Below are 23,999 nucleotides of genomic sequence, written 5' to 3'. Positions count from 1 at the left end.
GAGGTACCGTTCACCCCTTGACCGCGCCTGCGGTGAGGCCAGCGACGATGTGTTTCTGCGCCAGAAGAAAGAGAACGATCGTCGGCAGAATGGTCAGCGTGATGAAGGCGAGGATCAGATGCCACTCGGACGAATACTCGCCCTGATAAACCATGATCCCGAGCGGCCAGGGATAGAGCGCGTCGGTGTTGAGCATCACCAGTGGCAACAGATAGGCATTCCAGCTGTTGACGAAGGTGATGGTACCGACGGTTGTCAGGATCGGCCGCGATAAGGGCAACGTCACATAGCGGAAGAATTTGATATAGCTGCAGCCGTCGACCAGCGCGGCCTCCAGCAGTTCGTAGGGGATGTCCTTGAAGAAACGCCGCAGCAGCAGCACGCTCATCGCAAGACTGAAGGCCGTCTGCGGCAGGGCAACGCCAAAATATGTATCGAGCAATCCGAGATCGCGCACTTTGATGAAGAGCGGCAGCACCGCTGTCGCGGCCGGAAACAGCAGGCCCAGCGTCAGATAGCTCAGCAGCATCGAGCTGCCGTAGAACCTGATATGGGCGAAGGTGAACGCCGCCATCGAGGCTACGATCAGGGTCAGTGCAACCGTGAGGGTCGAGATGATCAGCGAGTTGCGCAAGAGCTGCCAGTAGCGCGCCGAGAACAGGATGTCGGCATAGTTCTGCCACTCCCAGTGACGTGGCAAGCCGAACGGATTGACGCGCAGTTCGCCGAGCGATTTGAAGCCACCGAACAAGGTCGCGAGCAGCGGTACTACTACGATGATGGCAACGACGGCGAGGAACACCATCTTGAATAGCATTGAGGGATCAAACGGCGCGCGGATAGCCTTGGCGTTACTCATCGCGCATGAACCATCGCTTGTACGTGAAGGCAAAGGTCACGCAGATCGCGAACAGAATGACACCGATAGCGCTCCCGTAGCCGACCCGCATGCGCGAGATGCCGTTGTTGTAGAGAAAGCTCACCATCGTGTTCGAGGAATCCGCGGGCCCGCCGCGCGTCAGCGGCATGACGAGGTCGAACAGCTGCAGCGAGCCGACGATGGCGAAGAACACGGAGAGCCGAATCGTCGGATAGAGCAACGGGATGACCACATGTCGCAAGGCTTGCGATCGGGTCGCGCCGTCAATGCGTGCCGCCTCGACCAGGCTCTTGTCGAGGCTCTGGAGCGCTGCGATGAACAGCATCATGTGGAAGCCAAAGTACTTCCAGACGATCACGATCAGCACCGCCAGCATGGCCGTATCCGTCGAGGCAAGCAGATGTGGGGGCTCGGCGCCGAAGGTGCGCCAGATCGAAGCTACAAGGCCGTAGTCGCCATCATAGACGAAGCTGAAGATCAGCCCGGTCGCGATCTCCGCCAGGATATAGGGCATGAAGAACAGCATGCGCAGCGCCACCGCCCCGCGAAAGCGTTCGGCGAGCATCAAGGCCAGCGTGAGCGCAAGCGGCAGCTGGATGGCGAGCGAAACTCCGATAATCAGGCCGTTGTTGCGCAGCGCGAGCCAGAAGGCGCGGGTCTCCGGCACGAAGCGGTAATTGTCGAGGCCAATCCAATTGGTCGGCCTGCCGAACCCGTTCCAATTGAAGCCCGAATACCAGGCTGCTTCGCCGATCGGCAGCACAACGAACAATGTGAACAATAGCAGCGCCGGCGGCAGGAACAGGATGAGCACCGTCAGCCTGCCGTCCCAACTCGGGCCGCGGATCGTGACCTGTGGCACCATCTCGCCAGCAGCGCCGATCGCCGACACGCTCGCGGTCCGCCGTGCCACCCTCAGTTGCCCTGCTTCCACGCCGCCTCGATCGCCTTGGCAGCCTCTTGCGGGCTCATGCTGCCGCCGGCGATCTCGGCTGTGACGTCGTTGACGACGCGGCCGACCGACGGACCGAGGCTCTGGTCATAGAAATTCTGGTGGTAGTTCGACTTCGCCAGATTGGCGGCAATCAGCTTCATGAAGGAGTTGTTGAGGCCGACATCTGCGCCCTGCACCACCGGGATGATGAAGTTGCCGGCGGCAAGCCGCGTCTGCACCTCTTTGGAGACGAAATATTTCAGGAAATCGACAGCCTCCTTCGGCGAGCCTTTCGTAATCAGCCAACCGGTGATGCCGCCGAGCGTATCGGTGGGCGCGCCCTTGCCGCCGGTCACGACCGGGAAGTCGAACCAGCACATCTTGTCCTCGGTCAATCCGGCCTTGTCGGCGGCGAGAGCGCGCTGCAGATGATAGACCGTGCTGATCGCCAGCGTCATCGCCGCCTTGCCGTCCCCGAAATAGCCGACGGCTTGCGGATTCTTGAAACCCAGGAAGCCATTCTGGAACGGCTGGAGATCGACGAGCTGCTTGAACAGCTCGCCGGATTTCTGGAAGGTTTCGCCGGCAAAGCCGCCGTTCTCGCCGCGCAGCGCCGCATCGAACGCCGCCTTGCCGCCGATGCGCACAGCAAGATGCGTCCAGTAGAAGTGCAGCGGCCATTTGTCGGCGCCGCCGACGACGATCGGGGTCACGCCGGCGGATTTCAACGTCTTCACGGCTGCAAGCAGATCGTCCCAGCTCTTAATCCCGGCAGGATCGACCTTCGCCTTGGCCATCAGCTCCTTGTTGCAGAGGAAGCCGACCTGCGAGAGCGCTGTGGGCAGACCATAAACACGGCCGTTGCTGGTGAAGGCGGCGAGCGCCGCCGGTGTGAGACTGTCGCTGTAACCCTTCACAGAATCGGTGATCTCTTCGAGCACGCCGGCCTCGATCTGCGTCTTCAGGACACCGCCCGCCCAGCTGTAGATGATGTTGGGCCGGTCTTTGGATTGCAGGATGGTCGGCAGCTTGGCCTTGTAGGCCTCGTTCTCGAGGAACTGCATCTCGACCTTCACGCCCGGATGCGACCCCTCATAGGCGCGCGCAACCTCCTCCCAGATTTTGACCTGGGCCGGGTTGGCCTCGATGTGCAGCCACTTGACCGTCGTTTCGGCCGCAGCGAGTTTCGCTCCGAACAGGCATGCGACTACGGCCAGTCCCAGTTTCCCGAGCAGTCTCATCACATTCCTCCCAACGGCTTTTATTCTTTGGTGCAATCCTGCCCTCGATTTTTGAGGTACGCAACTGAAATTCTGATCTATGCACCTCACGAGCGCAGTAGCTAAGGTGAGCGGGAGAGTCGGCGGCGCGTTGCGCTGCCCCAACGCAAATCGAGGGATATCCATGGCTGCCGTTTATTCCGACCTCGCCGGCAAGGTCGTTCTCGTCACCGGGGGCGCATCCGGAATTGGCGCTGCGATCGTGCGGCGCTTCGCACAGCAGAAATCCAATGTCGTGTTCTTCGACATCAAAGTTGACGAGGGCCAATCCCTGGCACGCGAGCTTTCGGACCAAGGTCTTGGCGCGCATTTCATGCGTGCCGACTTGACCGATATCGCCGCATTACGTGCCGGTGTCGCGGAGGCGCGCAACGTGCACGGCGCGATCAACATCCTCGTCAACAACGCTGCGCATGACGAGCGGCACAGCACCGAGGAAATGACACCGGAGTATTGGGACGACCGTATCGCAGTCAACTTGAAGCACCAGTTCTTTGCTGCGCAGGCCGTGTTGCCGGACATGAAGGCGGCGAACGCCGGCGCCATCATCAATTTCGGCTCGGTGTCGTGGATCGCCGGACAAGGCGGCATGGCCGCCTACACCGCCAGCAAATCAGGCGTGATCGGTCTCACACGCTCGCTGGCGCGCGATTACGGCTCCTACAACATCCGCGTGAACGCGATAGCGCCGGGATGGATCATGACCGAGCGCCAGCTCGATAAATGGATGACGCCACAGGGCGAAGTGGAGCTGATGCAACGACAATGCCTGAAGCGCAAGCTCATGCCGGACGAGGTCGCCAAGTTCACCATCTTCCTCGCTTCAGACGAAGCCTCCGCCTGCACAGCCCAGCACTACATTGTCGATGGCGGCTGGGTCTGAGGCGGACCAGACCGGATCGTGCATTACTTGCGAGCGGCTCGGAACCTCGTCAACCAAGCTCCTGCCGAACCTTGGCCGCCGCATCGCACATCGCCTTCAATTTCCCGAACGCGACAGCACGCGGCATGTATTTCATGCCGCAGTCGGGCGCCGGAACGAGACGATCAGGCGACACATATTTCAGGCCATTGCGAATGCGGTCGGCAATCGTCTCGACACTCTCGATTTGGGGGTCTGCGAGATCGAGCACACCAAGCATGATTTTCTTTGACGAGAGATCCTTCAGAACACCGAGGTCGAGTTTTGGCTGCGCCGCCTCGATCGAGATCTGGTCGGCAGTCGTATCGTCGAGCTCGGCGAGGAACGAATAGCCGGCCGGCTTGTTCGAGCCCGGCACGACCGCCGCATAGCCGAAACAGAGATGCACGACGGTCGGCACTGTGATGCCCTTCAGCGCGCGGTTGATTGCCTTGACGGCGTAGCGCTTGGCAGAATCCGGATTGTTCCGCACCCAGGGCTCGTCGAGCTGGATCACGTCTGCGCCCGCTCTTTGCAGGTCGAGCGCTTCGGCATTGACGGCCTCCGCCAGGGCCATCGCGAGCTCTTCGTCGTCCTTGTAGAACTCGTTCTTGGCCTGCTGGCTCATGGTGAACGGACCCGGCAGGGTGATCTTCGCTGCACGATCGGTATTCCTGCGCAGGAACTGCATGTCGTGCAGCTCGACCGGTCCCTTGCGTTTCACCGGGCCGACGACGCGCGGCACCGGGGTCTGGGTGTTACCAGTGCGCGCAACGATCATCGCGGGATTGTCTCCGTCGATCCCGTCGAGCGCCGTGGCGAAGCGGTTGGAGTAGCTTTCGCGGCGGATTTCGCCATCGGTCACGATGTCGATGCCGGCGCGCTCCATGTCGCGGATCGCGACGATCGTCGCATCGTCCTGGGCCTCCTCCAGATGTTCCGCTGGCAGCCGCCACATGTCGTGCAGGCGGGTGCGCGGCACCACTTTCGACAGCATGGCGCGATTCACGAGCCATTCCGGCTGCGGATAACTTCCGACCACCGTGGTCGGGAGGATATGCGTTGGCATCGGCATGACGGTCTCCTTGTTATTGCTGTGGAGCGCGGCCAATCAGGCCGCGCGCGTCGCCTTGGCCGGCACTTCGTCCTTGACGGGATTGCTGAGGACCCCGATCCCGGAGATCTCGATCTCCACGACGTCGCCGCTCTTCATCCACAGCGGCGGATTACGATAAGCGCCGACACCGCCGGTCGTGCCTGTGACGATGACGTCGCCTGGCGCGAGCTCGGTGAAGGTGGAGCAATAAGCAATCAGGGCCGGCACGTCGAAGACGAGATCGGAGATCGGGGCCTTCTGCACCTCGACCCCGTTGAGCCGCGTGATCAGCGTCTGCTTGCTGACGTCGGTCAATTCGTCGGTCGTGACCATCCAGGGCCCAAAGCCGCCCGTGCCGGCGAAATTCTTGCCGGGGGCGAATTGCGAGGTGTGGCGCTGCCAGTCGCGGATGCTGCCATCATTGTAGCAGGCATAACCGGCGACATGGTTCAATGCGGCTTCGCGCGAGATGCGGCGGCCGGCCTTACCGATGACAACCGCCATCTCGCCCTCATAGTCGAAGCGCTCGGATTCGAGCGGCCGGATCATCGGCTGGCCATGTCCGACCTGGCTGTTGGCGAAGCGGGTGAAGATCATCGGGTGTGGCGGGGTGGGATGGCCGCTCTCGGCCAGATGGGTGGCGTAATTGACGCCGATGCAGAAGATCTTGTCGGGATCGGGGACCGTCGGCAGCAGTGTGACGTCCTGCAGCGCGTGGTCGGGCTTCTCGCCGGCAAGCTTCTTCAATTCGTCGAGCGATCCCTTGGCAAGCAGCGTCTTCAGCGTCGGATAGGCCTTGAGACGCTTGCCGGCATCGATGACGCCGTTGTCGGTGACAATGCCAAAGCTCGCGCTGCCGGCGATCGTGAAACTTGCGATTTTCATCAGTCAAACGCTCTCTTCAATGGAGGAAACATAGTCGTTGATCGGAAGTGCGATCGCGCCATTGCGGATCGGAACGCATTGTGGAGGGAAATCCTGGCGGAAACGGGCGCCGGCCGCCTCGGCGCGGTCGAGGAACCGCTCCAGATGGTTCATCGCCCCGGTCGGAAGATCGTGCAGAACCATCAGCGTCCAAGGCTGCTGGCCGCACTGGACAAGGGCGCGCTCGGTCCAGCCGTCGGGATCGTCCCAGTCGCGAGGGATCGCGTTCCAGAGCACACAGCTATGCTTGTGTCCGGCGAGATAGTCGACGACGGATGGCTTCAGCAGCCGCGTATCAAGATTGCCGCCGCCACCGAACGGCCGGAACCAGCGCTGCGGATGGGCGAGATCACCGATCGCGGCTTGCGTGCGGCCAACTTCGTTCTTCGCGGTCGCGCGATCCGGCTGCTCGCCGAGCGGGACGCTGTGGGTGAAGGTGTGATTGCCGATCCAGTGCCCCTCCCCGTGCGCCCGGATTGCAAGGCCATGCCGCGCGGGATCGGCGAGCTTCTCGCCGATGACGAAGAACGTGGTCTTGATGCCGCGCTCTCCGAGAATGTCGAGCACGCGCGGCGTCACGTTGGGATCGGGGCCGTTGTCGAATGTCAGGGTCAGATCAAACACGCGGAATTTCCTCAGGTCGCTGGCTGCATCGCGCCCGATGCGATGTCATCGTTGGCCTGACCAGCGCGCGTGCCGGTCTGCCAGATCGCCGCCTTGCGTTCGATCCACCGGATCGCGGCGTTGAAGGCGATCGCCATGAACAGCACGAGGAGGACGCCGGCGAACACGTGCGGACTATCGAGGATCGTGCGGTAGCGCGAGATCAGATAACCGATGCCGGCCGAGGAGATCAGCATCTCCGAGACGACGACGCCAACGATCACCAGTGCGCCTCCCACGCGGAGCCCCGACAGCACTGTCGGAATCGCCGCGGGAATGATGACGCGAACCAGCCGCTGGCTCAGCGTGGCGCCCATGCTGCGTGCCGCGAGCAGGAGTTGAGGGTCGATGGTCTGGATGCCGGCGGCGGTGGCCAGCATCGTTGGCAGGAAGCCGTAAATCGAGGCGAAGGCGATCTTGGATTCCGAGCCAATGCCGAGCCACACCGTGAAGACGGGATAGAGGATCACGAGCGGCACGGCATAGAGGCTCGACACCATCGGCATGATCAGGACGCGCGGACGCGGCAGGCTGCCGACGATAGCGCCAAGCAGGATGCCGCCGCCGCAGGCGAAGGCCATGGAGATCAGCACCTCATAAAGCGTCACTGCGAGCGCGTGACCGTATTCGGCCGCGTCGGTCCATCCGGCCATCAGCGTCGACGAAAGCGACGGCAAGAACAGCTCGGGAATGAGACCGGTTTGCGGCAACAGCTCCCACAGCGCGATCAAGCCGATCACGATCAGACGTCGCAGCGTCTTCGCACTTATTTTGGCGCTCATCTCCGCCTCAGGCCGATTTGCGGATATGCCGCCAGATGCGGTCGCGCAAGCTCCCGAAGGCATCGCCGCTCAGCATCTCATAGGTGCGGGGCCGCGGCAGCTGGACCTGGAGATGATCGACGATGCGGCCGGGCCGCGCCGACATCACGATCACCTCGTCGGCGAGATAGACCGCTTCGGTGAGGCTGTGTGTGACGAAGACGACGGTCTTGCCGGTCGCCGCCCAGATGCGCAGCAGTTCGTCACCCATGGTCATGCGGGTCTGCTCGTCGAGGGCAGCAAACGGCTCGTCCATCAGCAGCACCGGCGGGTCCTGCACCAGCCCGCGCGCGATCGAGACGCGCTGCTTCATGCCGCCTGACAACTCGTGCGGATGGCGCTTGCCGAAGCCGTCGAGGCCGACCAGCGTGAGCGCATCCTGCGCCTTGGCGCGGCGCTCCGCCTTGGGCACGCCACGCAGCGCCAGCGGAAACTCGACATTGTCTTCGGCCGTCAGCCAGGGAAACAGGCTCGCCTCCTGGAACACCACGCCGACCCTGTCCGGGTCGGGCTGCAGAATCGGCGCGCCACTGATGGTGATCGAGCCCGAGGTCTGCTGGCGCAGGCCCGCCATCATCATCAGAAGGGTCGACTTGCCGCAACCGCTCGGGCCGACCAGCACGACGAAGCGACCCGGCTTGATATCGAGCGAGACGTCTTCCAGGGCGACGACGTCCTGAGACCTGGTCTTGAAGACCTGCCCAACATTCTTCACCTCGATCGCGCCGGCGCGCGCGGGAGGCTTCAACGGGGTCACGTTCGCCAATGGCTGCATCGCGTTTCCACCCATCTGACAAGTTCGTTGAAGGTCATGGCGATCGCGGCGACCATCACGACCCCGGCGAGGAGTTGCTTCATCTGGAAGTTCTCGCCCCAGGTCGCGATCTGGTGGCCGATGCCGTCGCGCGAGGCGTACATCTCGGCAAGGATCACGCCGGTGAGGTTGAAGATCATGGAGATTCGCAGGGCCTCGAGCAGCACCGGCAGCATGCTCGGCAGATAGACCCGGAACGCGGTCTGCATCGGAGTTGCGCCATAGGAGCGCGCCACCGTGAGATGCTCGACCTTGACCGACTCCACCGCCGTGGTCGTCGACATGATCACGATGAAGATCGTGGAGAAGAAGCCAAAGCCGACCTTCTGGGCGAACCCGACGCCGAGTACGAGGATGAACATCGGCAGGAAGATCGACTTCGGGATGCTGAAGGCGAAGAACAGCAGCGGCTTGGCCACGTCAGCGAAGTAGCGGTTCTCCGCAACCAGGAAGCCGATCGCGGCGCCGAAGGGGACGGCTAGCGCGAACGCGGCCAGTACTTCGGTCGCAGTCACCATCAGGTCTTTCCGCACGGCCGCGCGCTGCAGGAGGTCGCCGAGTGTCGCGAACGTGTCGGACGCCGAGGGCAGCAGGCGCGGATTGACGATGCCGGTGCGCGACAGCACCTCCCACAGCGCCAGGACCGCGATGACGATCGCGATCCGTGCAAGCTTGATGGCGAGTGAGTTCTGCATCGTCACGGCTTGGTCGGAACCGGCTTGAACCTGGTCGAGATCACTTCCTCGACCGGTACGATGTCCTTGAGCCCGCCGAGCTTGGCGAGGTCCAGCGACAGCTGCACGGCCGCGTTCACGTCGGGCGCGCCCATGTCGCCGCTGGTCTCGAGCTTCATGATCGTGTTGTCGTATTCCAGGGCGGCGATCTCGGCCGGCATTTCGTAGAGCTCGGCGATCAGCTTGACGGTCACGTCCCGATTGGCGCGCATGAACGCAACTGCGCCATAGAGGGCGTTCACCGCCTTCTGAACCAGCTGAGGCTTTGTCTCCGCCAATTTGTCGAGCACGATCCAGCCTGCCGTGAGGTTCGGCGGCACCGCCGTGGCGTAATCGAGGATCGACTTGGCTTCGCCCGATTTCGAGATCTGGAAGCTCAGCGGCGAATAGACCACGGCGGCCTCGACGTTGCCCGCTAGGAGGTTCGGCACCAGACCGCCGCCGCCAACCGGGACGCGCGTGAAATCGATCTTCTTGTCCTGGAGTGTCCATAGTGCGAGCAGGTCGGAACCTGAGCCGGCGGCGGTGATTGCGACCTTCTTGCCGTTGAGGCCCTTGACGTCGAGCGTCGACTTGGTCGGGACCATCAACTGCCAGCCAAAATTTCCCATCGCGGCATTGGCCACGATCCGCGACATCACACCCTTCTTGCGCCCCGCGGAGACCAGCGAGGGCGGATCGAGGATGATATCGGCCGCGCCCGCAGCCATGCCTTCGAACGTCTCTGCACCGCTGCGGTAGATGGTCAGTTCGGCCTGGATGCCTTCCTTCTCGAACAATTTCTGCCGCACGGCCGTCTCGGCGATCGTTGTCGGCCAGTAGGTCTTGGTCGGCAGGCCGACGCGAATGGTTTCGGCCGCGGCGGCAGGGCCGGCGAGCACGCCGGCTGCGAAGAGCGACGCCAATAGCGCCTTGCGGCGAGTTATTTTCATGATCTGTTTCCTCCCGGTCTCTGTTTTTCTTTGCCGGATTTTTCCGGATCGTCAGTTTGCGCCGTTCACCTCCGCAATGCGAGGCGCGGCGAGCTCGACAAACGCTTTGGTGATGCCGAAGTGCTTTGCCAATGCGCGAACCGCCGCGTCCGCGTCGCGTTTGACGACGGCAGCGACAATCACCCTGTGTTCAGCCTCGACGTCGCGCGGCTTGCCCACCTCCCTGCGGATCGAGAGGCGGCGATATCGCTCGCTTTGTTCGTGCAGCACGTCGCGGAAGCCGAGCAGCCACGGTGAGCCGCAGGCATTGACCAGCGCACGATGGAAGATGCGATGGCGCACCACCCACTCCTCATAATGCACCGTCGGATCGTCGGGGTAGCGATAGGGGACGGCCTTCAGGTCCGCCCAGGCGGATTTCACCGAGGCAAGCCAGGCATCGTCGCCCCGCTCGATCGAGCGACGGAGCGCAAGGCCTTCGATATCGATCCGGGTCTGCGTCACGTCGGCGAGATCGGCGAGCGACACCGGGCTCACCCGGAAGCCACGCTGGTCGGACGCCAGCACAAGCCCGTCGGCGACCAATCGGGAAAGTGCCTCACGTACGGCGGCAAGGCTCACGGAAAACTGCTTGGCGAGGCCGGCGATATGCAGCTTCTGGCCCGGAAGCAGCCGCGTCGCCAGAATGTCGGCGCGCAAGCGCTCGTGCAACGCCGATGTCAGGCTGCGCGGACCATCCCCGGGGCCTCCGGTCATGTGAAACTGAAGCGGACCCATGGGTCGAATGATGGCAAGGCAACGCGAAAGGGTCAATAGAAAATCGAAAATCGATTTTTCCTATTCATCTCACGCCCCGTTAAAACGGACCACCGGCCAGATCGGCGCAGGCATGGTGTCCCGCCACTGCACTCGTACAAAACTGATTGGCGCGCCGCTACTTTGCGAGGCGGAACTTCCCGCCTTCGACCTTGATCAGAAAGGCCGAGCGCTCGTCGTAACCGTTGTGATCGGCCTTGCTCATGTTCGACAGCCCATTGTTGAGATAGATGTTCTGCCCACGCTCGAGTGCGTCGCGCAGAGCCGCGCGAAATTCGGCTGTGCCAGGCTTTGCCGTCTTCAGCGCATCCGGTGCAGCTTTTCCGATCAGCGCGACGACATCCCAGAGGTGAGCAGCGAACATGTTGGGCTTTTGCCCGTTCGCCGCTTCATACGCGGTCACGAACTCCTCCGTCGAGCGACGGAACGGATCTCCCGTGGGAAGATCGGCGGCAATGGTGAAAGCCTCACCCGCGAATACGGCGCCTTCGACGTTCGCGCCACCGAGCTTGATGAACTCCTCGCTGGCCACGCCGTGTGTCTGAAATATCTTCCCGGCGTAGCCGCGCTCGCGGAGCGCCTGCTGCGGCAAGACCGCCGGAGTTCCTGCGGAGGCGATGAATACGGCATCGGGATTGGTCGACATCACCTTCAGCGCCTGACCGGTGACGCTGGTGTCGGCTCGCGCATAGACCTCATGTGTGGTTACGGTCAGCCCCAACGTGGGCGCGAGGCGGCTCACTTCCTTGTAGTAGCCCTCGCCGTAGCCATCCGAAACGCCGATATAGCCGAGCGTCTTCACGCCTGATTTCGCGATATGCTTGAGGATGGCGGCCGCCATGAGGTCGTCATTGGGAACGACCTTGAATGCCCAGGCGCGTTTCTCATCCATCGGTTGAACGATGGCGGTAGCGGCAGCGAGCGACAGCAGCGGCGTCTTCGATTCGAGCGCGACATCCAGCATCGGCATGGTCACCGGGGTCAGAGAGGAGCCGACCAGCACGTCGACCTTGTCCTGAATCACCAACCGGCGTGCGTTCTGGACCCCTTTAGTCGAATCCGACTCGTCGTCCAGGACGATATAGGTCACCTTCTCTCCACCGATCTCTTTCGGAAGAGCTGCAACCGTCTTGAGCTGCGGTTGGCCCAGAGCGGATCCCGGGCCGCTTGCCGAAATCACAATTCCAATCTTGATGTCCGCGTGAGCAGCAGTTCCATAAAGGACGCATGCCACAAGAAGCGAGGCTCGCGCGAAACCGATCTTCATATCCTGTTCCTCCTTGTCCGCTCTGATGACTCCGCCGGCTGCATCGGGCGCCCGGCTCGAGGTTGCACTGCTCCCCAGGGGCACCGTCGTTGCTCAGAAGGCATGTCGTCCGATATACGCGTTTCCTCCCGCGGTCCCGAGCAACCGGGCGGACCATGCTAAGCGGATCGCAGCAACGCGTCTGTCCCTAGCGTTAGGGACAAGCCATCGGTAGGGACAAGGCATCGGTGCCCGAACCGGACTCTCGAGGTAGGCGGACGCACAGTCGCGTTCTCGCGGCGCATTTCGCCCGAGCTTTGCTTCGTCACTCCACCCTCTTATCCAAGAGGGCGCAGGGAAGGCCGGGTGCCGGCTGGCACCCGCGGTCCGCTGCGCGAAAAGCACACGCAGAAAAACCGCACAGCAGCATACAGGTGTAGCCAATCACTCGGCCTTCCCTGCGCGATGGTTGGACGGCTTATGCCGTGCTCTCCCGGGAGCCGAGTTCCTGCTGGCCTCCCTCGTCCCAGCGAAATTCACCGACATCGCGCCGGTTGACGCAGATGCCGCATTCGCCAGGGCTTGACCGTAGCAACGACGGCCAGGACCACACGGTTTTGCCGTACGCACGGTTCGCCATTTCGCCACCGGTTTCGACGGCGTTGTGCACGTTGCCGCCGACCTGATGACGAGACGAACCCAGCAGCGCCGCTCGTCGGAACGAAGCCTTGGGCTCACGGAGAGCAATCCGCCCTGCCCACGCCTCTCGCACCCGAACGCTGCCGCGTCCACCGCAAGCCCGGCTCGCGAACGTGACGACCACAAGATCGCCCCTCAAGGATGAGCCGGGATGAGCGACACATACGCTAAAACCGAATTTCGGTAAAGTGGAATATATTTGAAAAGAGGGGTTGACGCGGTCGTGGCTGTTTCGGCCGACGGGTCTTGGCCTGAGACCTGTAAGCGCAGACGCGGCTGCGCGCTCCCGGGTTCCCCGGAGTCCACCTCCGTCTGACTTTCCTTAAGTGCGGCCTGTAATTTCTATCATAGGTCAACCTCCATGCCGCGAGGCCGCTCGATCAGGAAATTAATGGTTTGGTAACCATACGAGCCTTGCTCGAAGGATTAATGCAAATCACACGCCGCCGGTGTCTCCCCCGCAACGACCCTGCTATAGAGCGTAGATCCGGCTCCATCGACCACCCCGAGCCATCTGTTTTCTTGGTTGCACATGAACAGACCTAGCAACAAATTCAACATCGCCATCGAGCAGGGATTCGACTTCCTGTCGCCCGACTACGCGGAGCTGTTTGACAATTCGGCCGCCACCGCGTTCCAGCATCCGCTCTGGCTGGACACCCTCTACACCAGGCTCGCATCTCATGCGGGCGCAACTCCTCTGGTTGTTGTGGTCCGCCACCGCGCGACGGGCGCCCTTGCGATGGTGCTGCCCTTGCTACGGATCCGGCGCGGCCCGATACGGACCGTCGAATTCGCCGACCTCCGCGTCTCCGACTATCTGGCGCCGGTGTGCAGCCCGCAGGTATTTTCCGAGCTGCTCAAGGACGAGAGTGCGTGCGCAGAGATTCGGTGCCTCGTCCGCCCGTTCGATCTGCTCCGGATGACCAAGCTGCCGGATGGACGGCTTCCGATCGAGAACCTTCTGGCTGCGCCTCGCCGCACAGCGATGGACACCAATGCCTACGCCACCGTTCTCGTCACGCCATTCGAGCAATGGCGCGCCAGTGCGTTGGATCGTTCCTACCAGAAGGAGCTCGCAAAGAAAGCCCGGCAGCTCCAGAAGAAGGGGGACGTAATTTTTTCATGCTGCAGCGACAGCGCCTCCGTCCTGGAGGTGCTGGACGTGATGAAGAAATTTCGCGGGCCGCGCTTTCAGGCACATGGCGACGGAGATCTGCTCCAGCGCCCCGAATATTACGGCTTCTATTCCGAGATAGCGCACCGCGGTCTCGGCTCCTTTGTCCGGCTCTATGCCATGAAGATGAACGGCGAGGTGATTGCGGCCGTGCTCGGTCTCTGCCATCGCGGTAGATTCCTCGTGATCATGGGCGCCTTCGACATTGCCGGATACAAGAGCCAGTCCCTGGGCGCACTGATGTTCGAGCAGGTGGCGAAGGATTGCATCGAGCGCGGGGATCAGATGCTCGATTTCACCATCGGCGACGAGCCTTACAAGAAGCAGTTCGGCGCGGAGCCTTCGCCGATGTGGACCGTCACGCAGGCCGGCAGCACCACGGGCGCCTTCTCCCTGTTCGCACTCAAACAGGCGCCTTGGCTCAAACTGGCCGCCAAGCGAATGTCGGAGTTCAGGCTTCTGCCGACCCGCACCTCAACGCCGACGCGCTGACCGGCGCGAGGCGCCGACGGGCGCGGCTCTCAGGCGCGTAGCGCGCTTCGAACATGCGCGAGCCAGCCCGGATGCATCTGATCGACCCGGTGGGTGATACTGCGTCGCAGGAAGTGCAGCCGCCGCCGCACGTCCCAGCCGATATCGTTGCGGGACGTCAGGGCCTGCCGGAAGCGCGCCATCTTCAGTGATTGCTGGTCCGACGCGACCTTGTCGGGATCGGAATAGAATTGCGAAATCTTCTCCTGGCTCATGCCTGCGGTCATGAGCCAACGCGGCGCATATTCGGTGCAGAGGCGCTCGACGTCGACCAGCAGGCGGGCCACGCCGGTGCCAGCGGCCGGACAATTGGTCTGGAAGGCGTCGCCGATGAGCACGACGCCGGGCTGGAGATGTCCCTCCACGACGGACAGGTCCATCACCCAATTCTGCACCCGGTCGATCACGCGGAAATCGCCGAGGTAAGGCCGCAATCCCGGCAGCAGGCGCAAAACCGTCGCTTCCGGTTCGCGGCGCAGCTCGCGCATGATCGGATCGGTCGGGTCGCGGAACATGAAGAGATTTGCCCGCATGCCGGCGCGCACCGGAAACAGGCTGAGATAATCGATGCCGTCCGCCGTGCGCTCGCCGTAACAGGTCAGCGCCTCGAAGTCGAACGGCGCATCATCCCGGCGGGCGATCGTGAAGCCGAACGAGACCGAATGACGCTCGGCCAGCACGCGCCGCTTGATGCCGAGCTTGTAGCCGAGAACGCCCGCCATGCCCGTGGCCAGCACGACGAGTCGCGCTGTCAAGCGCCTCCCGGACGCGAGCTCGATATGCTGGATATCGTCGCTGCATTTGACGGCGGTGACCTCGTCGATGATCAGGCTCGACGGATCAGGCAGTTGGCTGCGCGCCATGGCGACGAGATCCGCATATGGAAGTCCGTAAGCCCGGCCGACGCTGACATCGACCACCTTGCCTTCCCTGATATTGAGCACCTGGTCATACCGGCAGGCCACGTTGTCGAGCGCGTCGAGAAAGCCAAGCTTGCGCAACATCTCCAGCTGATGGCCGCCGATTTTCTCGACCCGGAACTCGTCCGGATAGACCGCGCGCTTGTCGACGAGAGCGACACGATGCCCCGACCGCGCGAGCACGGCCGCCGCGAGCGAGCCCGCAAGGCCGCCGCCAACGATCGCGATGTCGGCGGCGATCGTCGAAGTGCCGGCTGCGGCAATCGGCTCGGGCACGTTGCTATCCGCCGTCATGGTGCAGGCTCCCACGGTCAATGATGATTGCCTGAGCAATTCTCACGCCTGATGTCGCATCGCAGGACCAAACGCGATCATTTCTCGATATCTCGGTTAATGCAGCGGAGACCTGCCCGGCCCGATGAGGTCCGGCACGCGCCTTGCTCGGGACAGCTATTCCCGGCGAGCTGGTCCGCATTCCAGCGGCTCATCTCGCCTCATCGGCCGTCGATGCGGCGCTATGCCGCCACGCGATTGGGCTGCACTTTGCTCTATCCGGGACAGTGGGGTCAGCGATGTTCCATAGTGAAGCACCAGGCATGACCGCGACGTCGCCGCGGTCGGCAGGATCACGAAGACCGTCCATTAACACTCGCGATTTTTCGGCATGCTAGGCTTTTGGAGGTAATCGGAAAATGTCTCTTCAGGGGAAGTTGCCTCTTAAATTTCCATGATCGAATCCATCGTCCAGTTCATGCGGCGCGACGTGACTCGCGGTGTTGCCGGAACCATCCTTCTCAAGGTTGGTAGCGGCGCGCTTGCATTCGCGTTGTTCTCGCTTGCGGCACGAACGATGTCGCCCGATGGGTTCGGCATCTTTGCGACCTGGCTTTCGGTGGCCCAGATGGCAGCGGTCGTCGGCCTGGTGGGCCAGGAATCGCTGCTGGTGCGATTTCTGAACGAGTATCGGGCTGGAAATCAGCCCGATCTCACCAAAGGCGTGCTGCTATCGAGCTTCAAGATTTCCTCCGTCGCGATGCTGATTGCGATCGGCGCAATCGCGATCGGCGCCAACATCAAAGGCGCCTCGTGGCTGCTGGTTGTCGCGGTGTCGGCCTACACGGCCGTGAATGCGGGACTGATGCTTGGCAGCCAGATCGCACGCTCGCTGGTCAGCATTCTCATGGGAGAAGGAAACAGGGAGTTCTTCTGGCGAGTCAGCGTCGTGCTGTTTCTGCTCGCAATCATGTCCGGCCATCGGCTGCTCGATCCCGCCGAATTGATCGCCGTGATGACGCTTGCCATGTCCGTCGGGCTGGTTGCACAGATCATCGCGATTGCGCGAGTTCTGCCGGATTTCCGCGGCACGGCGGTGCGTTCCGAGGCGTCGCGCTGGAGATCGAGCGCGCTTCATTTCTGGGCCGCATCCATCCTCGAAGCCGCGAACCAATATTTCGACGTCATTCTGGTCTACTGGATGCTGGACCCGGCAACTGCCGGAATTTACTTTGCCGCTTCGCGCCTCGCCAACATCTTCGCCATGCTGTCGGCCGCATTGTACAGTTTTGGTGCACGTCGGCTCCCCTCGCTGTACTTCAGCAAGAACCATCAGGAATTCGAGCGAACGTTGAGGCTCATGGCGGAAGTGACCGCGGTGTGCGTGGTCAGCGGACTTCTCCTGATCTGGGTTGGCGGTCCCCATCTGCTCAACCTGTTTGGGCCGCATTTCGCTGCGCAGCACTGGGTTCTTATCGTGCTCGCCATCGGAACGGCGTTCCAGGCGGCGGGCGGTCCGTCTGCGGCGATATTGCAGCTGACCGGCTATGAGCGCGAGTATGTCCCCGTGATTGCCGGGAACGTAGCGCTGCGGCTAGTCGGATTTCTCGTCCTCATTCCCTGGCTCGGCGTTCTTGGCGCAGCAATCTCGGCCACTGTATCGCTGGCGCTCGCGACCATTGCCCTCAACATCATCTGTCGCCGGCGAACCGGCGTCGACCCCTCGATTTTGGGGCTTCTGCGTTTCTCGGCGTCGAAGCCTAGCGCCTACGCGGTCCGTGCCGCGGATGGTGAATAGAGCGTCAGAATACGTCGGGCGTGTCCCGCATGAAGGAGCGCACCGGCGACCGTCAGCGCACCGGCAGAGTCGTTTTCGCACGCTCCCAGTGGCCCGCTCCAACCTGAATATCGATGGCTGGTCGGCAGTTACCCACGTCCTATTCGCTTCATCGGGAACCGCCGGAATACCCTGGTGAACGACGCCCTTGCGGCAGGGCGCATTAACTCCGTTTCTTGCTAGTCGGTGTCCGCGCGATGCCCGCATGGTAGATAGGCGGTTAAGAAGGTGAAAATTCGTTTCTTCAGTGGGTCGGGATACGTGCTCCATTACCAGCCAAACAAGGCGTTGGGCGAGACGACTGCGACAGCACTCTCGCCGCCCAGTGGTGGCGGACGAAAGCTGCACGTGCTCCTCGTACAGACCCAGGCCGAGAACGCCGGTGCGCAGGAGATCTCGCGCCTGCTTGGCGCCGGGCTGACCGCCCGCGGCTATCGGGTCACCAATCTGTTCTTCTTCCGCAAGTCGGATTCGTTCGATGAGCCGCCGGACACGATCTATTGCGCGTCGAGCCGGCCGGGAAATCCGCTGGCGCTGCTGCAAATGCTTTGGACGCTCGGCGGCCACATCAAGGCCACCAGGCCCGACGCCGTTCTGACGTTTCAGCACTTCGGCAATGTCATCGGCGCCGGCGTGGCGCGCTTGATCTGCCGCGCGCCTGTCATCGCCAATCAGGTTTCCTCCGCGCTGTCGATGAGCTGGCCGGTCCGTATCGCCGACATCGCCATGGGCAGCCTCGGCTTCTTCGACCGCATCACGCTCAATTCGCTGGACATGCAGCGCGAGTATTCGCGCTACCCCAGGGCTTATCGCGCGCGCATGGTGCATGTCCCGCACGGCTTCGATAACAAGGCCCTCACGCTGACGAAGCAAGCTGCGCGACAGAACTTCAATCTGCCGCCGGATCGCACCGTGCTCGGCTGCGCAGCAAGATTGCACCCGCACAAGCGGCTCGATGCGGCGATACGTCTGTTGCCGGATCAACCGTCCTGGCATCTCGCGCTGGCCGGCCAGGGCGCCGACGAGGCCCGGCTGCGGCAGTTGGCGAATGAGTTGAGAGTATCGGACAGGCTGCATCTGCTCGGCGAAATCACCCCGCGCCAGATGGCGGAGTTTCTCGCCGCTCTCGACGTGTTCGTATTTCCGACACAGGCGGAGACCTTCGGCCTGGCCGCTGTGGAGGCCGCAAACGCAGGCGTTCCCTCCGTCGTCACCGATCTTCCGGTCTTGCGCGAGGTGTTGTCCGTCGAAGGAAAACCGACAGCGCTGTTCGTCGATGCCTCCGATCATACCAAGCTGTCCGCGGCCGTCTCCAGGCTCCTGACGGACGAAAAACTGAGTGACGAACTGCGGCAAAACGCCAAAGGCCTGAAGCTGCGCTATTCAGTGGATGCCATGGTGGAGGAATACGTTCGAATTCTCGGCCAGGTCATTTGATCGGGACGCATTGAAACGGATCGGCTCGACATGACCATCGAGTTTCGCTGTGAAATTGTGCATGCGCGGCGGTGGATGGGCCGCGAGACGCTGTCGGTCGACGGCCGGGATGTCCCGGTCCAGGTCATATGGACGGCAACGACAGAGCCGCGCCCCACAGGTCTCGACGCGCTGTTCGAGCTCGAACGTTTGGTGTTGCACAAAGGCAAGCACAGCGGCACCGACAGGCTGAAGATCAGTCCCGAACGAATGCAGGCTCGCGCCGGGACGGCAGATGTCATCGTCGATTTCACCAGTGCCACGCGGGGTCCGAACTGCTCCGCCCGGCAGTATCTCCGCCCGCTGTTCAATGGAGCCGCAGGCGAAAACGCCGCCCTTGCAGCCATTCTCGCCGGCGATTTGCCCGTGATCGAAATCATCGACGAGGTCGACGGTGCAGTCCTCGATCGCGGCCACCCCTCCGGAGAAATCGCAGCCGGCTTGAGCGGCGCGCTCGACACGGTCATGGCGCGAACCCTGACCATGCTGGCGGCCATCCTGTCGGGACGGCCACGCATCGTGCCGCAGCTGGCACGCCCCGCCCGAATTGGTACCGGCCGCCCGCCGGCGGCGTACGTCGCGCGCGGGCTCGCCATATCGATCGCCAAGGAGATCTATCGGCTCTGCTGCTATGCCCCGCATTGGCATGTCGGATGGCGCATCAACAAGGGCGCAGGCGTCTGGCAGACCGGAGATCTGTCAGGGCCGTCGTGGAACGTCCTTGCCGATCCGGGAAACCACTTCTACGCCGATCCTTTCCCCATCACCTGGCAGGGAAGAACATTCGTCTTCTTTGAAGACCTTGATCACCGGGTTGGAAAAGGCATCATTTCCGCGATCGAGTTCAACGACGCCGGCCCGGTCGGAGCGGTCGTGCCCGTTCTGGAGGAGCCTTGGCACCTCTCCTATCCGTTCCTGATCGAGGACGATGGCGCGTTGTGGATGATCCCGGAGAGCTCGATCAATGGGGACGTCGCCCTCTATAAATGCGTTCGGTTTCCGGACAAATGGGAGCGGCACGCAACGCTGCTTTCGGGCGTCGAGCTGGCCGATGCCACGATCACCCGGCACAACGGCCTGAATTATCTGTTCGGAGCCTGGCGCGACGGCACCGGCGGGTATTCGGATTCGCTGGCGATCTATTACGCCGAGCACCTCATGGGCCCCTGGTTGCCGCACGCCAGCAACCCGGTCCTGATCGATCGCGCGAGCACGCGGCCGGCGGGGAATTTCGTCACCATCAATGAACGATTGTGGCGACCGGTCCAGGATTGTGCCGACGGATACGGCGCAGCGCTCGCCTTGGCGGAAATCGTCGAACTGTCGCCGACGACGTTCAAGCAGATCGTCCGCCACTCCCTGCGGCCCGGACCGGCATGGCCCGGCAGGAAGTTGCACACCTTGAACCGCTGCGGACAGCTCGAGGTGATCGACGGATCGCGTGTTCAACCCAAGACCCGCGCCTTCACGAGCAAATCACCATCGGACGTTTTGTCGCCGCGAACGAGTCCCTCTACCGCCAGCTAACGCGGATGGCTGAACAGGTCCGTCGTGGCGTCGTCGACGGCGATATCGACCAGCGCCGGGCCGCTCGATGCCAACGCTTCGGTCAAGGCGTAGTCGACATCCCCGGCATCGGTCACGCGCTGCCCCGGACAACCCATCCCCCTTGCGAGCGCCACGAAGTCGAGCCCGGGTAAGTCAATTCCGGGCGGGCGACGCGCCTGCATCAGCTGGCTGAAGGCGCGCATCGCGCCATAGCCTGAATTGTTCATGATCACGAAGGTGATCGGCAGGCGCCGTTGCACCGCGGTCCAGATCGCCTGGATGCAATACATCGCCGATCCGTCGCCGATCAGGGCGACGATGCGGCGGCCCGGCCGCGCCAGCGCCACGCCGATGGAGGCCGGCAGACTGTAACCAAGTCCGCCGCTCGCCATCGTGTAGAAGCTGTCCGCGCCCGGCCGCGGCAGGAATTGTTGAATGGCGGGACGATGCGACGGCGCCTCCTCGACCACGATCGCGTCGCCCGGCATCAACGCAGAGAGCCGGTCGAGCGCATAGGCCGGCGGAATCGGATTTTGCGCGGCAGGAGCGGAAGGCCGCATGCGCGGGGCCGGCACCTCGCGCTCAGCGATATCTGGCATCGCCGACAGCAGCCCAGCCAGCGCTTTCGGGAGCGTGCTGATGATGGTGTCACCGACAGAAGCGGATGCGGCTTCCGTCGGATCATCCGTGATCTGCCAGACCGGCGTTCCGTCGTCGAGCAATTCGCATTGTCCTTCGACATGGAAAGTAAACACCGGCGCGCCGACCACGACGATCAGATCGGCGCCGCGCAGGGCGCGGGCGAGCCCTCCTGGTGCTGCCGGAAGGAAGCCGGCGAACAGCGGATGCAATTCCGGAAAGCTCGAACGGCTGGACATCGGGCTTGCCCAAACGGCCGCGCTCGCCTGTTCGGCCACAGCGACCATCGCGTCGACGCAGCCGCCGCGATCGATGTCGGGCCCGACAACGAAGATAGGCCTTTTGGCAGCTCGGATCGCCGCGCCGAGCCGAACGATCGCCGCCGGATCGGGCGCAAACTCCGTCGCGATGTAACGGACCGGCGGAGCGATTGCGGGCCGCGCCCAATCATCCGACGGGACCGACACGAATGTCGGACCGCGCGGATGCTGCATGGCGGTGAGAAAGGCCTGCGCAATCGCCGCTGGAACATCTTCGGCGCGCGCCGGTTCGGCGCTCCATTTCACATAGGGCTTTGGAAACTGTGCGGCGTCCTCGGCGAAGAGATAGGGTCGCATCCGCAACAGGCTGCGCGCCTGCTGCCCGGCTGTCACGACCATCGGCGTCTTGTTGCGGAACGCGGTGAAGAGATTGCCGAGGGCATGACCGAGTCCGGCCGCCGAGTGCAAATTGACGAACGCCGGACGCCCCGTCGCCTGCGCATAGCCATCCGCCATGCCGACAACGCAGGCTTCCTGCAAACCGAGCACGTATTCGATGTCGTCGGGCCAGTCGCCGAGGAAGGCAAGCTCGGTCGAGCCGGGATTGCCGAAAACGCGATCAACGCCAAAGGAGCGAAGCACACCGAGGGTCGCTTCCCGAACCGTGAGAACTTTCGTATTCATGAATGGACGTCCTGGTGGGCTTCGCTTGCGGCGTGCTTAGAAGGGATAGTGCTGCGGCTGGGTCTCGATGGTGATCCAACGCAGATCGGTGAACTCGGCGATGCCGGCCTGGCCGCCGAAGCGGCCGTAGCCCGATCCCTTCAAGCCGCCGAACGGCATCTGCGCCTCGTCATGCACGGTCGGGCCGTTGACGTGGCAGATGCCGCTCTCGATACGCTGCGCCACCGTCAGCGCACGTGCGACGTCACGGCCGAACACGGCGGCCGAGAGGCCGTATTCGGTATCATTGGCGAGCCGCACGGCGTCGTCCACGCCACTTGCCCGGATCACCGAGACGACGGGACCAAAGCTCTCCTCGGTGTAGATGCGCATGCCGGGCACCACGCGGTCGAGCACGGTGGCCGGAACGACCGTGCCAACCCGGTCGCCGTCCGGGAGCTTGACGGCGCCTTTGGCGATCGCGTCGTCGATCAGTGCAACGACATGCTTGGCCGGCGCTTCGTCGATCATCGAGCCGACGACGACCGGACCAGAACGCGGGTCGCCGGCCGGAAGCGTAGCCGTTTTCTTCGCAAGCTTCGCGACGAACTGATCGGCCACGGCCTCGTCGACGATCACCCGCTCGGTCGACATGCAGACCTGGCCCTGATTGATGAAGGCGCCGAATGCCACGGCCGCGACGGCGGCATCGAGGTCGGCATCGTCGAGTACGACCAGAGGCGCCTTGCCGCCAAGCTCGAGCAGCACCGGCTTGAGGTGGCGCCCGGCGAGCTCGGCGATGACGCGACCGACGCGGGTCGAACCGGTGAAATTGATCCGCCGCACGGCCGGATTGGCGATCAGGCGTTCGACCAGAGCGGGCGCATCGGCCGGTGCGTTGGTCAGAACATTCACGACACCGGGCGGAAAGCCTGCGTCCTTGAAGACCTCGCCGATCAATCGGTGCGTTCCCGGGCAGATCTCGGACGCCTTGAGCACGACCGTATTGCCGCAGGCGAGCGCCGTCGCCACGGCGCGAACGCCGAGAATGATCGGCGCATTCCACGGCGCGATGCCGAGGCAGACGCCGGCCGGCTGGCGAACGGACATCGCGAGACATCCCGGCTTGTCCGACGGGATCACCTCGCCGGCAATCTGCGTGGTGAGCGACGCCGCTTCGCGCAGCATGCCGGTCGCAAGCTTGACGTTGAAGGCGGACCAGATCTCTGTCGTGCCGATCTCGGCCATCATGATCTTGATGAAGACATCGCGCTTGGCGTCGAGAGCATCGGCGGCCTTCAGCAACAGAGCGCGCCTCGCATTCGGGCCAAGTGCCGACCATCCTGGCAATGCGGCGGAGGCCGCCGCCACCGCGGCGTCGGCATCGGAAGCGGTCGCGGCGGCCGCGCGGCTTGCGACCTCCTGCGACAGCGGATTGCGCCGCTCGAACATCTTGCCGCTGGAAGCGGCCTGATCCTGCCCGTTGATGAGAAGACTGACGTCCATGAAGACCTCCCTGGTGTTGGTGATGGCGCTCGCCCTAGCCGAGTAGCCGCGACTTGCCGGTTTCACGCGCGAAGCCGAGCGCGATCATCGCCGCGAGCGCGAGCACGACGTAGTATCCTGTGATCGCGTAGGTGGAGCCCGTCTGCGCAAACAGGCTGGTGGCGACGAGCGGCGCGATGCCGCCGCCCAGCACCGTCCCAAGCTGCTTTCCGATCGATACGCCGGTGAAGCGGATGCGGGTCGGAAACAGTTCAGGGAAATAGCTTCCTTCGCTGCCGAACATCAGCGGATGGATCACCCCCGCGGCGAGGATCACCGCGCACGTCACGAGCATCGTGTCACGGCTCGCGACCACACCGTAGAATGCAAACATCGAGATGGCTGCGAGCACCACGCCGGCCAGGAACAGACGCTTTCGTCCGATGCGGT

The 23,999-nt window shown here is 63.0% G+C and carries 21 protein-coding genes and 1 pseudogene; 5 read left to right on the top strand and 17 right to left on the bottom strand.

Annotation, left to right across the window (positions count from 1 at the left end):
* Positions 1-10: 10 nt before the first annotated feature.
* From AC0L3P_RS06795 to AC0L3P_RS06785, 3 genes are read right to left on the bottom strand one after another with little or no spacing between them, the layout of a single operon-like run.
* The gene (locus AC0L3P_RS06795) at positions 11-859 is read right to left on the bottom strand and encodes a carbohydrate ABC transporter permease (RefSeq protein ID WP_275167545.1); all 849 of its coding nucleotides are present in this window, start codon (positions 857-859) and stop codon (positions 11-13) included.
* The gene (locus tag AC0L3P_RS06790; RefSeq protein ID WP_473301377.1) at positions 852-1,793 is read right to left on the bottom strand and encodes a carbohydrate ABC transporter permease; all 942 of its coding nucleotides are present in this window, start codon (positions 1,791-1,793) and stop codon (positions 852-854) included. The genes AC0L3P_RS06795 and AC0L3P_RS06790 overlap by 8 nt, the downstream gene beginning before the upstream one ends.
* Before the next feature lie 2 nt (positions 1,794-1,795).
* Positions 1,796-3,055 (bottom strand): extracellular solute-binding protein, encoded by a 1,260-nt coding sequence (locus tag AC0L3P_RS06785; protein ID WP_354055829.1) that lies wholly within the window; start codon positions 3,053-3,055, stop codon positions 1,796-1,798.
* A 163-nt stretch (positions 3,056-3,218) separates the two neighbouring features.
* Between AC0L3P_RS06785 and AC0L3P_RS06780 the strand changes: the two genes are divergently transcribed.
* Positions 3,219-3,977 (top strand): SDR family NAD(P)-dependent oxidoreductase, encoded by a 759-nt coding sequence (locus AC0L3P_RS06780; RefSeq protein WP_354055831.1) that lies wholly within the window; start codon positions 3,219-3,221, stop codon positions 3,975-3,977.
* Between the two features lie 49 nt (positions 3,978-4,026).
* Here the strand turns inward: AC0L3P_RS06780 and AC0L3P_RS06775 are convergent, their stop codons facing one another.
* The 10 genes from AC0L3P_RS06775 to AC0L3P_RS06730 all read right to left on the bottom strand — a co-directional run bounded on the left by AC0L3P_RS06775 (position 4,027) and on the right by AC0L3P_RS06730 (position 12,864).
* Entirely contained in the window at positions 4,027-5,070 is a 1,044-nt protein-coding gene (locus AC0L3P_RS06775) for a uroporphyrinogen decarboxylase family protein (protein WP_473301376.1), read from the bottom strand.
* Between the two features lie 36 nt (positions 5,071-5,106).
* Entirely contained in the window at positions 5,107-5,976 is an 870-nt protein-coding gene (locus AC0L3P_RS06770; protein WP_275167549.1) for a fumarylacetoacetate hydrolase family protein, read from the bottom strand.
* Between the two features lie 3 nt (positions 5,977-5,979).
* Positions 5,980-6,639 (bottom strand): polysaccharide deacetylase family protein, encoded by a 660-nt coding sequence (locus tag AC0L3P_RS06765; protein ID WP_473301375.1) that lies wholly within the window; start codon positions 6,637-6,639, stop codon positions 5,980-5,982.
* A gap of 11 nt (positions 6,640-6,650) precedes the next feature.
* Entirely contained in the window at positions 6,651-7,460 is an 810-nt protein-coding gene (locus tag AC0L3P_RS06760; RefSeq protein ID WP_275167551.1) for an ABC transporter permease, read from the bottom strand.
* Positions 7,461-7,467: 7 nt separating this feature from the next.
* On the bottom strand, positions 7,468-8,274 hold the full coding sequence (locus tag AC0L3P_RS06755; protein ID WP_275167552.1) for an ABC transporter ATP-binding protein: 807 nt from the start codon (positions 8,272-8,274) through the stop codon (positions 7,468-7,470).
* A complete protein-coding gene (locus tag AC0L3P_RS06750) occupies positions 8,253-9,008 on the bottom strand; it encodes an ABC transporter permease (RefSeq protein WP_354057500.1) in 756 nt (251 codons plus the stop codon). The genes AC0L3P_RS06755 and AC0L3P_RS06750 overlap by 22 nt, the downstream gene beginning before the upstream one ends.
* A gap of 2 nt (positions 9,009-9,010) precedes the next feature.
* The gene (locus AC0L3P_RS06745) at positions 9,011-9,979 is read right to left on the bottom strand and encodes an ABC transporter substrate-binding protein (RefSeq protein WP_354055839.1); all 969 of its coding nucleotides are present in this window, start codon (positions 9,977-9,979) and stop codon (positions 9,011-9,013) included.
* Between the two features lie 51 nt (positions 9,980-10,030).
* Positions 10,031-10,735 (bottom strand): GntR family transcriptional regulator, encoded by a 705-nt coding sequence (locus AC0L3P_RS06740; RefSeq protein ID WP_354055841.1) that lies wholly within the window; start codon positions 10,733-10,735, stop codon positions 10,031-10,033.
* A 178-nt stretch (positions 10,736-10,913) separates the two neighbouring features.
* Complete coding sequence (locus tag AC0L3P_RS06735) at positions 10,914-12,062, bottom strand: ABC transporter substrate-binding protein (protein WP_275167555.1); 1,149 nt, start codon at positions 12,060-12,062, stop codon at positions 10,914-10,916.
* A 457-nt stretch (positions 12,063-12,519) separates the two neighbouring features.
* Complete coding sequence (locus AC0L3P_RS06730; protein ID WP_354055843.1) at positions 12,520-12,864, bottom strand: hypothetical protein; 345 nt, start codon at positions 12,862-12,864, stop codon at positions 12,520-12,522.
* A gap of 408 nt (positions 12,865-13,272) precedes the next feature.
* On the opposite strand from AC0L3P_RS06730, the gene AC0L3P_RS06725 reads away from it, so the two are divergent.
* The gene (locus tag AC0L3P_RS06725; protein WP_354055845.1) at positions 13,273-14,409 is read left to right on the top strand and encodes a GNAT family N-acetyltransferase; all 1,137 of its coding nucleotides are present in this window, start codon (positions 13,273-13,275) and stop codon (positions 14,407-14,409) included.
* Between the two features lie 29 nt (positions 14,410-14,438).
* On the opposite strand, the gene AC0L3P_RS06720 is transcribed toward AC0L3P_RS06725, so the two are convergent.
* Positions 14,439-15,662, bottom strand: a complete 1,224-nt coding sequence (locus tag AC0L3P_RS06720) for an FAD-dependent oxidoreductase (protein ID WP_354055847.1) — start codon at positions 15,660-15,662, stop codon at positions 14,439-14,441.
* A 433-nt stretch (positions 15,663-16,095) separates the two neighbouring features.
* Here AC0L3P_RS06720 and AC0L3P_RS06715 point away from each other — a divergent pair, with 433 nt between their 5' ends.
* From AC0L3P_RS06715 to AC0L3P_RS06705, 3 genes are all read left to right on the top strand, one after another.
* Positions 16,096-17,439: a lipopolysaccharide biosynthesis protein gene (locus tag AC0L3P_RS06715; protein ID WP_473301374.1), complete on the top strand. Its 1,344-nt coding sequence runs from the start codon at positions 16,096-16,098 to the stop codon at positions 17,437-17,439.
* Between the two features lie 300 nt (positions 17,440-17,739).
* Positions 17,740-18,915 carry a glycosyltransferase family 4 protein gene (locus AC0L3P_RS06710; RefSeq protein ID WP_473301518.1) on the top strand — a complete coding sequence of 392 codons (1,176 nt, stop codon included), beginning with the start codon at positions 17,740-17,742 and terminating at the stop codon, positions 18,913-18,915.
* Positions 18,916-18,945: 30 nt separating this feature from the next.
* Complete coding sequence (locus tag AC0L3P_RS06705; RefSeq protein ID WP_473301373.1) at positions 18,946-20,481, top strand: glucosamine inositolphosphorylceramide transferase family protein; 1,536 nt, start codon at positions 18,946-18,948, stop codon at positions 20,479-20,481.
* On the opposite strand, the gene mdlC is transcribed toward AC0L3P_RS06705, so the two are convergent.
* The 3 genes and pseudogenes from mdlC to AC0L3P_RS06690 all read right to left on the bottom strand — a co-directional run.
* Positions 20,478-22,085 carry a benzoylformate decarboxylase gene (gene mdlC / locus AC0L3P_RS06700; protein ID WP_473301372.1) on the bottom strand — a complete coding sequence of 536 codons (1,608 nt, stop codon included), beginning with the start codon at positions 22,083-22,085 and terminating at the stop codon, positions 20,478-20,480. The two genes, AC0L3P_RS06705 and mdlC, sit on opposite strands and share 4 nt — an antisense overlap.
* Before the next feature lie 36 nt (positions 22,086-22,121).
* Complete coding sequence (locus tag AC0L3P_RS06695) at positions 22,122-23,570, bottom strand: aldehyde dehydrogenase (RefSeq protein ID WP_473301371.1); 1,449 nt, start codon at positions 23,568-23,570, stop codon at positions 22,122-22,124.
* A gap of 34 nt (positions 23,571-23,604) precedes the next feature.
* A pseudogene (locus AC0L3P_RS06690) lies at positions 23,605-23,999 on the bottom strand (MFS transporter); the annotation flags it as partial.

Source organism: Bradyrhizobium sp. WSM4874 (genome assembly GCF_055811835.1).
The sequence above is the reverse complement of the archived record's forward strand: the minus strand, read 5'-3'. Positions and strand labels throughout refer to the sequence as shown.

Bases quoted from the DNA above. Each gene is read 5' to 3' on its own strand.
- AC0L3P_RS06795 (WP_275167545.1), bottom strand. From the start codon at position 859: ATGAGTAACGCCAAGGCTATCCGCGCGCCGTTTGATCCCTCAATGCTA.
- AC0L3P_RS06785 (WP_354055829.1), bottom strand. From the start codon at position 3,055: ATGAGACTGCTCGGGAAACTGGGACTGGCCGTAGTCGCATGCCTGTTC.
- AC0L3P_RS06780 (WP_354055831.1), top strand. From the start codon at position 3,219: ATGGCTGCCGTTTATTCCGACCTCGCCGGCAAGGTCGTTCTCGTCACC.
- AC0L3P_RS06775 (WP_473301376.1), bottom strand. From the start codon at position 5,070: ATGCCGATGCCAACGCATATCCTCCCGACCACGGTGGTCGGAAGTTAT.
- AC0L3P_RS06770 (WP_275167549.1), bottom strand. From the start codon at position 5,976: ATGAAAATCGCAAGTTTCACGATCGCCGGCAGCGCGAGCTTTGGCATT.
- AC0L3P_RS06760 (WP_275167551.1), bottom strand. From the start codon at position 7,460: ATGAGCGCCAAAATAAGTGCGAAGACGCTGCGACGTCTGATCGTGATC.
- AC0L3P_RS06755 (WP_275167552.1), bottom strand. From the start codon at position 8,274: ATGCAGCCATTGGCGAACGTGACCCCGTTGAAGCCTCCCGCGCGCGCC.
- AC0L3P_RS06750 (WP_354057500.1), bottom strand. From the start codon at position 9,008: ATGCAGAACTCACTCGCCATCAAGCTTGCACGGATCGCGATCGTCATC.
- AC0L3P_RS06745 (WP_354055839.1), bottom strand. From the start codon at position 9,979: ATGAAAATAACTCGCCGCAAGGCGCTATTGGCGTCGCTCTTCGCAGCC.
- AC0L3P_RS06740 (WP_354055841.1), bottom strand. From the start codon at position 10,735: ATGACCGGAGGCCCCGGGGATGGTCCGCGCAGCCTGACATCGGCGTTG.
- AC0L3P_RS06735 (WP_275167555.1), bottom strand. From the start codon at position 12,062: ATGAAGATCGGTTTCGCGCGAGCCTCGCTTCTTGTGGCATGCGTCCTT.
- AC0L3P_RS06725 (WP_354055845.1), top strand. From the start codon at position 13,273: ATGAACAGACCTAGCAACAAATTCAACATCGCCATCGAGCAGGGATTC.
- AC0L3P_RS06720 (WP_354055847.1), bottom strand. From the start codon at position 15,662: ATGACGGCGGATAGCAACGTGCCCGAGCCGATTGCCGCAGCCGGCACT.
- AC0L3P_RS06715 (WP_473301374.1), top strand. From the start codon at position 16,096: ATGATCGAATCCATCGTCCAGTTCATGCGGCGCGACGTGACTCGCGGT.
- AC0L3P_RS06705 (WP_473301373.1), top strand. From the start codon at position 18,946: ATGACCATCGAGTTTCGCTGTGAAATTGTGCATGCGCGGCGGTGGATG.
- mdlC (WP_473301372.1), bottom strand. From the start codon at position 22,085: ATGAATACGAAAGTTCTCACGGTTCGGGAAGCGACCCTCGGTGTGCTT.
- AC0L3P_RS06695 (WP_473301371.1), bottom strand. From the start codon at position 23,570: ATGGACGTCAGTCTTCTCATCAACGGGCAGGATCAGGCCGCTTCCAGC.